This window comes from Pseudomonas sp. PDM22 (assembly GCF_014851965.1).
GTDB lineage: Bacteria > Pseudomonadota > Gammaproteobacteria > Pseudomonadales > Pseudomonadaceae > Pseudomonas.
Genome location: NZ_JACVAR010000003.1, coordinates 520,057 through 532,218, shown reverse-complemented (window position 1 = coordinate 532,218; position 12,162 = coordinate 520,057). Strand labels below are relative to the sequence as shown.

General features: G+C 64.9%; 11 protein-coding genes. 2 read left to right on the top strand and 9 right to left on the bottom strand.

Annotation, left to right across the window (positions count from 1 at the left end):
- Positions 1 to 10: 10 nt before the first annotated feature.
- The gene (gene coxB / locus IB255_RS13390) at positions 11 to 1,135 is read right to left on the bottom strand and encodes a cytochrome c oxidase subunit II (RefSeq protein WP_081518889.1); all 1,125 of its coding nucleotides are present in this window, start codon (positions 1,133 to 1,135) and stop codon (positions 11 to 13) included.
- Positions 1,136 to 1,552: 417 nt separating this feature from the next.
- Between coxB and IB255_RS13385 the strand changes: the two genes are divergently transcribed.
- Complete coding sequence (locus IB255_RS13385; RefSeq protein ID WP_081518888.1) at positions 1,553 to 2,197, top strand: hypothetical protein; 645 nt, start codon at positions 1,553 to 1,555, stop codon at positions 2,195 to 2,197.
- A gap of 3 nt (positions 2,198 to 2,200) precedes the next feature.
- Here the strand turns inward: IB255_RS13385 and IB255_RS13380 are convergent, their stop codons facing one another.
- Positions 2,201 to 3,736 (bottom strand): SulP family inorganic anion transporter, encoded by a 1,536-nt coding sequence (locus IB255_RS13380; RefSeq protein WP_081518887.1) that lies wholly within the window; start codon positions 3,734 to 3,736, stop codon positions 2,201 to 2,203.
- Positions 3,737 to 3,934: 198 nt separating this feature from the next.
- Positions 3,935 to 4,651 carry a carbonic anhydrase gene (locus IB255_RS13375; RefSeq protein WP_081518886.1) on the bottom strand — a complete coding sequence of 239 codons (717 nt, stop codon included), beginning with the start codon at positions 4,649 to 4,651 and terminating at the stop codon, positions 3,935 to 3,937.
- 402 nt (positions 4,652 to 5,053) lie between these two features.
- Between IB255_RS13375 and IB255_RS13370 the strand changes: the two genes are divergently transcribed.
- The gene (locus IB255_RS13370) at positions 5,054 to 6,064 is read left to right on the top strand and encodes a hypothetical protein (RefSeq protein WP_081518885.1); all 1,011 of its coding nucleotides are present in this window, start codon (positions 5,054 to 5,056) and stop codon (positions 6,062 to 6,064) included.
- A gap of 1 nt (position 6,065) precedes the next feature.
- Here IB255_RS13370 and IB255_RS13365 read toward each other — a convergent pair whose 3' ends face one another.
- The 6 genes from IB255_RS13365 to prlC all read right to left on the bottom strand — a co-directional run bounded on the left by IB255_RS13365 (position 6,066) and on the right by prlC (position 12,105).
- Positions 6,066 to 7,124, bottom strand: coding sequence for a PA0069 family radical SAM protein (locus tag IB255_RS13365; protein WP_081518884.1), 1,059 nt, complete (start codon positions 7,122 to 7,124; stop codon positions 6,066 to 6,068).
- 213 nt (positions 7,125 to 7,337) lie between these two features.
- Complete coding sequence (locus IB255_RS13360; RefSeq protein ID WP_081518883.1) at positions 7,338 to 8,942, bottom strand: inorganic phosphate transporter; 1,605 nt, start codon at positions 8,940 to 8,942, stop codon at positions 7,338 to 7,340.
- A gap of 210 nt (positions 8,943 to 9,152) precedes the next feature.
- A complete protein-coding gene (locus tag IB255_RS13355; protein ID WP_081518882.1) occupies positions 9,153 to 9,437 on the bottom strand; it encodes a type II toxin-antitoxin system RelE family toxin in 285 nt (94 codons plus the stop codon).
- Complete coding sequence (locus IB255_RS13350; protein WP_081518881.1) at positions 9,427 to 9,672, bottom strand: type II toxin-antitoxin system Phd/YefM family antitoxin; 246 nt, start codon at positions 9,670 to 9,672, stop codon at positions 9,427 to 9,429. Before IB255_RS13350 ends, IB255_RS13355 begins: the two co-directional genes overlap by 11 nt.
- A 118-nt stretch (positions 9,673 to 9,790) precedes the next feature.
- Positions 9,791 to 10,060, bottom strand: a complete 270-nt coding sequence (locus tag IB255_RS13345) for a YheV family putative zinc ribbon protein (protein WP_024763727.1) — start codon at positions 10,058 to 10,060, stop codon at positions 9,791 to 9,793.
- On the bottom strand, positions 10,060 to 12,105 hold the full coding sequence (gene prlC, locus IB255_RS13340) for an oligopeptidase A (protein ID WP_192210477.1): 2,046 nt from the start codon (positions 12,103 to 12,105) through the stop codon (positions 10,060 to 10,062). The genes IB255_RS13345 and prlC overlap by 1 nt, the downstream gene beginning before the upstream one ends.
- Positions 12,106 to 12,162 lie beyond the last annotated feature (57 nt).

Below are 12,162 nucleotides of genomic sequence, written 5' to 3'. Positions count from 1 at the left end.
CGCGGCCTCCTTATTGTTGTTTCTGCTTGTAGGCGACCACGTCCTGCGGGGTCACCATGTCGCCGTCGTTGTTGCCCCAGGCGTTGCGCTCGAAAGTGATCACCGCGGCGATGTCGACTTCCGAGAGCTGCTTGCCAAAGGCCGCCATGGCCGTGCCCGGGACGCCGTTGAACACGGTCTCCAGGTGGTGCTCCTTGGGTCCGGTGACGATCTTCGAACCCTTGAGCGCCGGGAACATCGGCGGCATGCCCTGGCCTTCAGGCTGGTGACAGGCGGCGCAGATGGTGTGGTAGACCTTGTCGCCGCGGGCAACCAGCTCTTCCTTCGTCCACTCCTTGCTGGTCAGCTCCTTGAGCTTGACAGCCTCTTCCTTGCGCTCGGCCAGCCACTTGTCGAAGTCAGGCTTGGACTTCACGTCCACCACGATGGGCATGAAGCCGTGGTCCTTGCCGCACAGCTCGGCGCACTGGCCGCGGTAGATGCCGGGCTGGTCGACCTTGGTCCAGGCCTCGTTGACGAAGCCGGGAATGGCGTCGCGCTTGACCGCGAAGGCCGGTACCCACCAGGAGTGGATCACGTCGCTGGAGGTGACCAGGAAGCGCACCTTGACCCCGGCCGGCAGCACCAGCGGGTTATCCACCTCAAGCAGGTAGTGCTCGTCCTTGTCGGCCTTGTTGTGGATCTGGTCCTGGGGCGTGGCGAGGTTGGAGAAGAACTCCACGTCCTGGCCCAGGTACTTGTACTGCCACTTCCACTGGTAGCCGGTGACCTGCACGTCCAGCTCGGGCTCCGAGGTGTCGTACATGTGGATCAGCGTCTTGGTGGCCGGAACGGCCATCACCACCAGGATCAGGAAGGGAATGACGGTCCAGAGGATTTCCACCGTGGTGCTCTCGTGGAAATGTGCGGGCTGCTGCCCGGTGGACCGGCGGTGGACGATCATCGACCAGAACATCGCGCCGAAGACGACGATGCCAATGACCACGCAGATCCAGAAGATCGTCATGTGAAGATCGAAAACGTTACGGCTGACTTCTGTCGCACCGGGGGTCATGTTGACCGTCCAGGCGGCGTTTGCCTGACTGAAAGCCAAGAGCAAAAGGAAGCCCATCCAGACTCGTGGATGTCGCAGCATTCGGGTTCCCCTTATCGTTGTTTTTATCCCGCCGGCATAGCGCCCTGGCTGCGATCCCCATTCCAGAGGGATCGAGCCTGAACAAGCCAACGGCCAAGGGAGTGACCGCCAAGACAACTTACTTTGACGTCGTACCTCGGCAGCACGCAGGGCAGGCCGGGTCCATCAGGTTTTCGGTGTGTCGAAGCGGAGTATAGCCACGGGTTGCGACATAACAACGCAGAGTAAAAACTGTGTTTGAAAGACCGAAGTGCGATCTCAAAGCCACGGACGGCGCGGCTTTGGAGTACCATGCTGGCCGTCTGATATGCCGCGTCGGCATAAACAGTTCATGAATATGACAATCGCGTCTTAGCTACGCCCGGGGTGCGGCTAAGGTCTTTCTTCACTTTCCAAACCCGTTGTCTTGGAGCTGTCATGAACACCGCTGCACTGCGTGAGCTGATCCGGAATGCCCACCTGCTCGAATCCCGCCATGGCCATCTCGCCCGCCTGATCCAGAGCCAACTGCAAAGCCTGCACAAGAGCATCGCCCTGACGGGAGAGGACCCCAGCGGTACGCTGACGCGCTTCGTCCACGCCTACATCGAACAGGTGCCGGACTTCCTCGACGCCGCCAACTCGGTGGCCCGCGCTGCCGGCATCGAGGACCGCATCAAGCCGGTGCTCAAGCTCGCCGAACAGTTCTTCCTCACCCCACCTGCGCTGCTCGACGGCCACGATGGCCTCGATGCGCTGCTGGACGAGGCCTACCTCGCCCATCGCCTGGTGGAAGAGGTGAACGACCGCTACATCGCCCACTTCAACCAGCCGCTGATCCCGCTGGACACCACCGTGGCGAACCTGGTGGCGCACCAGCTGATCGGCGAACCCTTCGCCAACCAGCTGGATGAAGCGGTGCACCACGCGGTCAACGGCATGCTCGACGACAGCACCTTCAGTGCCGAATCCGCCGTCAGCTACCGCGCCAGTCTCAATGACCCGCAGGTGGTCATGGCCTGGCAGCAGTGGCCGTGCCTGTCGCGGCAGTTCGGCGTCGAGCTGGAGCTGGGCCGCGACTGAGGCTCAGCCCGCACTCTGCAGTGCACGCACCCGGCCCTCTACGCGGCGACGAAGGCCGTTGCCTTCAATGGACAGCCGGCAGCCGCTGGCCGCGGCGCTGCGGCCCCAGTCCTCCAGCAATTCCATGCACGCGTGGTCGATGTAGCTCAGGTGCTGCAGCGGAACGCGCAGGTGCGTACCGGGCTTCACCGACTGCAGGGCCTGGGATAGCGCCGGCACCTTGAGGAAGGTCGCCGCGCCGACCAGACGCAGTTCGGCACCGCTGCCCTCGTCGTCGTAGCGCAGGTTGATCTTCAGCCGCGCGGCCTTGAACACCAGCTTCAGCACCGTCAGCGCAAAGCCCAGCAGCACACCGGTCAGCAGATCGGTGGCAACGATGGCCAGCGCAGTCGCCGCATGCACCAGCACCGGCATGCGTCCATAGCGACCCAGCGAACGCAGCGCCTTCAGGTCCACCAGCTTGATCCCGGTGTAGACCAGCACGCCGGCCAGGCTGGCGATGGGGATCTGCCGCAGCAGCCCGCCCAGCAGCACGACGAAGCCCAGCAGCCACAGCCCATGGAAGATCGCCGAGGCTCGGCTGCGCGCGCCGGCCTGCACGTTGGCCGAGCTGCGCACAATCACCCCGGTCATCGGCAGCGCGCCGACCAGCCCGCAGAGCATGTTGCCCACACCCTGGGCGCTCAGCTCGCGGTCCATGTCCGAGCGAGGACCGCTGTGCATGCGGTCCACGGCGGCGGCCGAGAGCAAAGTTTCGGCGCTGGCGATGAAGGCCACCACCACGGCGGCCAGCAACAGCGTCGGGTCGAGCAGCGCCGCGAGGTCACTCGGACGGACCCAGTCGATGGCGTCGCCGAGGTTCTCCGGCACGCTCACCCGCAGCACATCCAGTGGCAGCGCGATGCTCACCAGCGTCGCCAGGCTCACGCCGATCAGCGCACCGGGCAGCATGCGCAGCCGGCCGGGCTTGAAGCGGTCCCACAGCGCCATGCAGGCCATGGTGCCGAGCCCGAGCAGCGCCGCATCGAAGCCGCTGGTCCCGGACAGCAGCGCCGCCGGGAAGGCCAGCAGGTTATCCAGCCCGGACGCCTGCGGCTTGAGGTCGAGCATGACGTGGACCTGCGACAGCACAATAAGAATGCCGATGCCCGCGAGCATGCCGTAGACCACGGCCGGCGAGGTCACGCGGAACCAGCAGCCCAGGCGCAGCCTGCCCGCGAGCAATTGCAGCGCGCCGGCCAGCAGCAGGATCGGCCCGAGCATGGCCATGCCGTGGGTGCGGACCAGCTCAAAGACCAGCACCGCAAGGCCCGCCGCCGGGCCGCTGACCTGCAAGGGCGAACCGGCTAGAAAGCCGACCACCAGGCCACCGATGATGCCGGTTACCAGGCCCTTGGCTGGCGGCATGCCCGAAGCGATGGCGATGCCCATGCACAGCGGCAGGGCGACGAGGAACACCACCACCGACGCGAGCAGGTCGCGCGGCAGTACCTGGCGTAGCTGGGAAAATCCGGATGGAACAGAGTGGGAGGCCGACATGGCGCTGTTCTCCTTACAAGCATTTTTCGGGCGCGCGAAAGCCCACGACGCCGGTTTCGACCGCATCGACACGCGCAATCAAGAGAGATGGCGAACGCAGTGGCAGCGCGCGCCTCAGGCAGGGATCAAGTCAGAAGAAGGGCGCGGCGTTTGTTCTGCTGGGCCGCCGCGCCCCGGGAGCGTACCGGTATCAGCCGCTTACTGGGGGGAGTAGCGCGGGCGCGGGGTCGCACTCGGCGTCGGGCCTTCGCCGTCGAGGGGGCGGAAACGGCCTTCCTGAGCGTCGTAGGCCTTGATGGCGCTGGTCTCGATGTCATACACCCAGCCATGGATGAACAGCTGGCCGGAAGCCAGGCGGGCGGCCACGGACGGGTGGGTCTTCAGGTGGTCCAGCTGGGCTACCACGTTCTCTTCGGTGAGCACGCCCAGGTGCTCCTGGGTGGCGCAGCCGCAGGTCTGCGCGACCACGGTACGAGCGACTTCGGCATGGCGCAGCCACACCTTCACCGTCGGCATGCTTTCCAGGCTCTGCGGATTCAGCACCGCTTTCATCGCGCCGCAGTCGGAGTGACCGCAGACGATGATGTGCTGTACGCCCAGGGCCATCACCGCGAATTCGATGGCGGTGGACACGCCGCCGTTCATCTGGCCGTAAGGCGGCACCACGTTGCCGACGTTGCGGGTGACGAACAGGTCGCCCGGCGAGCTCTGGGTGATCAGCTCGGGGACGATGCGCGAGTCGGCACAGGTGATGAACATGGCGCGCGGGTTCTGCGCGTGGGCCAGCTTCTTGAACAGTTCTTCCTGCTGCGGGAAGACCTCATGACGGAACTGGCGAAAGCCCTCGACGATATGGCGAAGCGCCTCGTCAGCCGTTTCGTGGGCGTGATCCTCACCGTGCGTTTTATCGTTCATGTATCAGCCTCGAAGAATGACGAAGAATTTTCCCACGTCAGCCGACGCTCTCCCTGGGGAGAAAAGGCACAGCCGTGGGAAAAAATCTGTTGTGACCGGTTAGTCACCTTGTGCTCAAACCCTAGGCGAAGAAGATTAAACCAAAATTAAAAAACCGCTCTGGAATGAGCTTTTGCATGATGTTTCGCCGACATTTCAAGATGATATCGACAAGCTATCATGGCGATGAAATGTCACGGTGCTACTGTGACGACGCCAATATTTTCGCTACAGGCAATGTGACATTATTCGTGGCGATTACTGTAAGACCCGGACCACCGGGCCTACCGCTTGGTCAGGATGACGAGCGTGGCGCACGGCGCCGGACCCTTCCCAGTTCCCCCGGAAAACAAGGATGTGACCATGCAAGACATCTACAGGATGGCCGGCAACGCGGCCGCGAGTGCGGTGCAAACGGTGAGCGGCGGCGAGTTGCTGATGCCGATGTTCCACTGCCTGGAGCCCGATGGCCGGCTCAAGATGGTGGTGCTGATGGCGGACATCGGCGAGGAGGCCATGCAGGCGGGCCAGCGGATGTACCAGGAGAACACCCAGCAGGCGATCGGCGCGGTATGGATTGTCGACGGCTTCGTGACCCACAAGGAGGTCGGCAAGGTCGATGCGCTGATTCTGAACGTCGTTTCCTACGCCGAGCCGCGTCGTGAGATGCAACTGGCCGTCCCTTACCGCCATGCCCACAGCCATGAAGGCTTCGCCGTGTTCAAGCCCAAGCTGCTGGGCGTCACCGGCATTGCCCAGGACGAGCTGCAACCGCTGATCGACGCTTTCTACCAGGGCCGCGACGAGAACGCCGAAGGCCGGGCGATCTGGAAGGAGCACCAGCAGGACCAGATCACCGGCATGACCGGCTTCGCTGGTTTCTCCGGCGAGGACTGGAAACATCTGCGCGAGGCGCCCATAGCGATCTTCTGCATGGTCGCCAGCGCCGACGGCGAGATCGATGCCAAGGAGGCCGCTGCTTTCGGCAAGCTGTTCAAGGAATCCGGCAAGTACCCCAGTGTGCTGATGCAGCGCGTGATGACCGAGCTCAGCCCGGATACGCCCAGCGGTCGCGCGGTGCTGATGGACTTCCTGCAGCGCTTCGCCGACCCCGAGTTCAACCGCCTGCAGTACCTGGTCGACGTCAACCGACTGCTCGGCCAGCAGGCCAGCGACACTGACGCGGCAGCCTTCAAGGCCGACCTGCTGGCGCTGGGCAAGGCGGTGGCGGAATCCTCCGGCGGCGGCTTCCTCGGCTTCGGCAGCAAGGTCAGCAAGGAGGAGAAGAACGTCCTGGTGGTCATCGAGAAGCTGCTCAACTCGCCGCTGCAACTCGCCCAGATGATGGCGGACCTGGTGGCTCCCGACCGCTGATTCAGAACAGGCTCATCTGGCTGCGCGGTGGAGCGAACGCCGTGCAGTCCAGGCCGAAGCTGCCGCGCCGGTTCAGGCCGAGGCGGCGCATGGCGACCTCGAAGCGCTTGGCCAGCAGGTCGGCGAACGGGCCTTCACCGCGGAAGCGATGGCCGAAGCGGCTGTCGTAGATTTCCCCGCCACGCAGCTGGCGAATCAGGCTCATCACATGATTGGCGCGTTGCGGGTAATGCGCCGCCAGCCATTCCTCGAACAGCGGGCCGACTTCGCGCGGCAGGCGCAGCATCATGTAGCTGGCGCTCTGGGCGTCAGCGTCGTGGGCAGCTTCGAGCAGCGCCTCCAGTTCGCGGTCGTTGATCATCGGGATCATCGGTGAACACAGCACGCCCACCGGAATGCCGTGTTCGCGCAGCACGCGGATCGCCCGCAGGCGCGCGGACGGAGCGGCGGCGCGGGGCTCGAGGATGCGCTTGAGCTCGTCGTCCAGGGTGGTCAGGCTGATCATCACGCCCACCAGCCTGTGCTGCGCCAGTTCGGCCAGCAGGTCGAGGTCGCGCAGGATCAGCGAACCCTTGGTGACGATGGTCAGCGGATGGCGGTAACGCAGCAGCACCTCGAGGATCTGCCGGGTCAGGCGCTGCTGGCGCTCGATGGGCTGGTACGGGTCGGTATTGGCGCCCAGGTTGATCGGCGCGCAGACATAGCCCTTGCGGCTCAGCTCTTCTTCCAGCACTTCGGCGGCGTTGGTCTTGGCGATCAGCTTGGTCTCGAAATCCAGCCCCGGCGACAGGTCCCAGTAAGCGTGGCTCGGCCGCGCGTAGCAGTAGATGCAGCCGTGTTCGCAGCCGCGATAGGGGTTGATCGAGCGGTCGAAGGGCAGGTCCGGCGACTGGTTGCGCGAGATCACCGACTTCGCCCGCTCGCTGCGGATTTCCGTCACCTGGGGCTTGGGCACTTCGTCGTACCAGTCGTTATCCACAGGCACCGACGTGGTTGGCGCGAAGCGGTTGTGCGGATTGCTGGCGGTACCCCGGCCGCGGGATGGAAGGGAAGTGCTCATGTGGGAAAGCTCTGAAGGAGTGCTGTATATAAATACAGTAATCCACTGAGTTTTCCACAGCCAGCACTAACTGCTCGGCGGTCTGATTTCCAACTGTCGGGTTGTTCCTACAACCCCCAGCTGCAGGGTGCGTAGGGCGTATAACGCGCCAGCGTTATCCGCAGACGGCATATCGGCGGATAACCTGTTCCAGGTCATTCGCCCTACTACCCGTCAGAGCAGCCGGGTGAACAGCCAGTACAGCCCCGCCGCGAGCCCGATGGCCGCCGGCAGCGTCAGCACCCAGGCCAGCAGCATGTTGCGGATGGTCGGCCACTGCAGCCCGCTGCCGTTGGCCGCCATGGTGCCGGCCACGCCGGAGGAGAGCACCTGGGTCGTCGACACCGGCAGGCCGAAGCCGTCCGCCGCGCCAATGGTGAGCATGGCCACCAGTTGCGCCGAAGCGCCCTGTGCATAAGTCAGCGGCGTCTTGCCGATGCCCTCGCCGACCGTGGTGACGATGCGCCGCCAGCCCACCAGCGTGCCCAGGCCCAGCGCCAGGGCGACCGCGACCTTCACCCACACCGGAATGAAGCGGATCGCCTGCTCCCCGCCCTGGCGCAGCGCCTGCAGGCTGCTCCAGGTTTCCAGTTCGAAGTGCTGGTCGCTGCGGTCCAGCAGGCGGATGGTCTCCAGGCTCAGGTAGAGGTCGTTGCGCAGGTCCTGCACCTCCTCGGCTGGCACCTTGTCCAGCTGTCCATAGCGCTCCAGGCGCGCACTGACATCGCTGATCACGCTACCCAGCGAGGGCAGCAGTTCGGGTCTGACCACCTCATCTTCCTGATAGCTCAACAGCGCCTGGCGCGGGTCCGCCGCCGGGTTGCCGCCTGAGCGGTGCAGCTGTTCCTGGCTGGCCTGGGTCAGGGCGAGCAATTGGCGGGTCTGTTCCGGCGAGTGCGCGCGATCCACGGCGAACGCCAGTGGCACGGTGGCGATCAGGATGAGCATGATCAGACCGATGCCTTTCTGCCCGTCGTTGGAGCCGTGGGCGAAGGACACGCCGGTGCAGGTCAGGATGAGGATCGCCCGAATCCATCGGGGTGGCGGCGTGCGGCCTTCCGGCGCGTGAAACAGCGCGCGGTTGCGGATGGTCGAACTGGCCACCCGCAGCAGCACGAAGGCGGCGAAGAAGCCCACCACCGGCGAGAGGAACAGCGCATAGCCGACCGTCAGCAATTGCGACCAGGCGTTGCCGGACAGGCCGAGGTGCCCGGCCATGGCGCCGTGGGCCAGGCCGATGCCGACGATGGAGCCGATCAGCGTGTGCGACGAGGACACCGGCAAGCCCAGCCACCAGGTGCCGAGGTTCCACAGGATCGAGGCGATCAGCAGGGCGAAGATCATCGCCAGCCCGGCGCTGCTGTCCACCTTGAGCAGCAGGTCCAGCGGCAGCAGCGAGACGATGGCGAAGGCCACCGCACCGCTGGAGAAGAGCACGCCGAGGAAATTCCACAGCCCTGACCAGGCCACCGCGAAGCGCGGCGGCAGGGCGTTGGTGTAGATGACCGTGGCCACCGCATTGGCGGTGTCGTGGAAGCCGTTGATGAACTCGAAGCCCAGGGCGATCAGCAAGGCGACCACCAGCACCAGCACCGACCAGCCTGGCTCCAGGTGCGTGCCGCTGGCGTGGATGTCGTGCCCGAGTGCGGCGAAGGTGAATACCAGCGCGGCGGCCAGCAGCAGGAAGAAGGTCAGTCGCCCCTTGAATCCGTGGGTCTCGCGCAGCACCGGGCTGATCGGGAACTGCGTCAGGCGCGAGGCGCGCATCACCTCGAGCATGCCAAAGCGGTCAAGCACAGGGGCGCTTCCTTCGGGTCGGTGGCGGCATCTGGCGGATTCCTTGCGGCGATGCCCTACAGACTAGCCGGCCATGGCGACATGGGCTGGCCGGACGAGCGGGGCGGAGGGTCATGCTATGCCAGTTGGTAGCGACCTTTCTTGATGCCAGTTCCGGGGTTTGCGGTTTGGCGCTCCAATATCCTCGAAATCTCAGCGCCGGTCCTGCGCTGCGCTGTATACCTCGCCGCGTTCGCGCTTGCCGACCGCAACCACGGAAACCACTACGCGATCCTCTTCGATGCGGTAGACCAGACGGTAGCCTGCCGAGCGCAGCTTGATCTTGTAGTGGTCCGCCAGCCCGTGCAGGGCGTCAGCCTGGACGCGAGGATTTTCCAGGCGTTCGACGAGTTTGCGTTTGAACTGCTCACGCACCGTATGCCCCAGCTTGTGCCATTCCTTCAAGGCGGCAGGGAGGAATTCGAGTTCATAGGTCATCGAGCGATACCGGGACGCCTTTGTCTCCCAGTCGCGAGCGGGCAATTTCCGCCAGTTCCAGGTCTTCCAGACGCTCCAGGATCGACTCGAAAAGCTCCGCCGGCACCATGTAGCCCATCACCTTGTTGTGATTGAGCACCGCCACCGGCTCACCGCCGGATTCGGCCAGTACGGCAGAGGGATTCTTCTTGAGTTCCGACACGCTGACGGCAGTATTGGCAAGCAGGTTCTGCATGAAATGGCTCCAAATAATGACCGGAATTCTGGTCATTATAGATGCCGTCGGCAATAGCTCATGGGTGAAAAAGAAATGCCCCGGCAAGCCGGGGCATTCGCTGAGCGTCACGCAGGCGCTATTCCTGCGGCTTCTTCAGTTTCGGATTGGGGAAGAACTGCACCCCCTGCACCTTCGGGTCCTTGGGCTTTTCCAGCGCGCTGGTGTTGACGCGGGTGGACAGCTCTTTCGGCACCGACTGGCCCTGGGCGTTGAGCGTGTCGGCATAGCCGCAGGCCACGCATTCGCGATGCGGCACGCCGTCGACGTCCCACATGACGATCTTGTCCTGCTCGCTGCAGGCCGGGCAGACGGCCCCGGCGATGAAGCGCTTCTTCACCTCGCTCATCACGCCGCCTCCTCGGACAGGCCCGAGTGGCGCAGCAGGGCGTCGATGGACGGCTCGCGGCCACGGAAGGCCACGAACAGCGCCATCGGCTCCTGGGAGCCGCCCTTGGCCAGGATCGCCTCGCGGAAGGCTGCGCCGGTCGCCGGGTTGAGGACGCCTTCTTCCTCGAATCGGGAGAACGCGTCGGCGGACAGCACTTCGGCCCACTTGTAGCTGTAGTAACCGGCTGCGTAACCGCCGGCAAAGATATGCGCGAAGCTGTTGGCGAAGCGGTTGTACGCCGGCGGGCGCATCACCGCGACTTCAGCGCGGATCGCTTCGATCACGTCGAGCACGCTGCGCCCGTCGCCATGGGTGGCGTGCAGCTCGAAGTCGAACAGGGAGAACTCCAGCTGGCGAACCATCATCAGGCCGGACTGGAAGTTCTTTGCGGCGAGCATCTTCTCCAGCAGGTCCTGGGGCAGCGGCGCGCCGGTTTCATAGTGACCGGAGATCAGCGCCAGGCCTTCGGGCTCCCAGCACCAGTTCTCCATGAACTGGCTCGGCAGCTCGACGGCGTCCCAGGCCACGCCGTTGATGCCCGAGGCACCGGCGTGTTCGACGCGGGTCAGCAGGTGGTGCAGGCCGTGGCCGAACTCGTGGAACAGGGTGGTGACTTCATCGTGGGTCAGCAGCGCCGGCTTGCCGCCGACCGCCGGGGTGAAGTTGCAGACGAGATAAGCCACCGGCGATTGCAGCTCGCCACCGGCGGTGCGACGACGGTCGCGGGCGCCGTCCATCCAGGCACCGCCACGCTTGTTGGCGCGGGCGTAGAGGTCGAAGTAGAAGCGGCCGACGTGCTGGCCGTTTTCCTCGATCTCGAACAGGCGCACGTCCGGGTGCCAGCGCTCGAAGTCGTTCAGCTCGCGGATCTGGATGCCGTAGAGCTTCTGCACGATGGCGAACAGGCCGGAGAGCACCTTGTCCACCGGGAAGTAGGCGCGCAGGGCTTCCTGGGACACGCTGTAGCGCGCTTCGCGCAGCTTTTCGCCGAAGTAGCTGGCATCCCAGCTGGCGAGGTTCGGGCAGCCCTGCTCGGCGGCGTAGGCCTTGAGCTGCGCAAGGTCCTGGGCGGCGAAGGGCTTGCTGCGCACGGCCAGGTCACGGAGGAAGTGCAGGACCTGCTCGGGGGTCTCGGCCATTTTCGTGGCCAGGGACAGCTCGGCGAAGTTCCTGAAGCCCAGCAGGCGCGACAGCTCCTGGCGCAGGTCGAGGATTTCCTGCATCACCGGGCCGTTGTCGTTCTGCCCGGCGTTCGGGCCCTGGTCGGAGGCGCGGGTGCAGTACGCGGCGTAGACCTCTTCGCGCAGCGCGCGGTCTTCGGCGTAGGTCATCACCGCGTAGTAGCTGGGGAATTCCAGGCTGATCAGCCAGCCGTCCAGCTCCTTGGCCTGGGCGGCCTGCTGCATCTGCGCCTTGGCCGAGTCGGTCAGGCCGGCCAGCGCGGCTTCGTCGGTGATGTGCTTGGTCCAGGCCTGGGTGGCGTCCAGCAGCTGGTTGGAGAAGCGGCTGCCCAGCTCGGACAGGCGCGTCTGGATTTCGGCGTAGCGCTGCTGCTGGTCGGCCGGCAGGTCGATACCCGACAGGCGGAAGTCGCGCAGGGCGTGTTCGAGGATGGTCTTCTGGGCGACGTCGAAGTCTTTGGACTCGGCACCGGCGGCCAGCGACTCGTAGGCCTTGAACAGTTCGCGGTTCTGGCCCAGTTCGGTCCAGTAGGCGGACAGCAGCGGCAGGCAGCCTTCGTAGGCCTCGCGCAGTTCGGCGCTGTTGCATACCGCGTTGAGGTGGCTGACCGGGCTCCAGGCCTTGCCCAGGCGGTCATGCAGTTCGTCCATGCTCAGCACCAGGCCGGCCCAGGTCGGGGTGCCGTTCTGCTGGGCAAGGATGCGCGCGATGGCGGCGCGGTTGTCGGCGAGGATCTGCTCGATGGCCGGCTTCACGTGCTCGGGGCGAATGGAGGAGAAGGGCGGCAGGTCGTAGCTCTGCAGAAGGGGATTCGCGCTCACGGTGGCACCTTGGCTGAAGAAACACCCGGCCATCTTAAATACAATCGGCCGTAACCG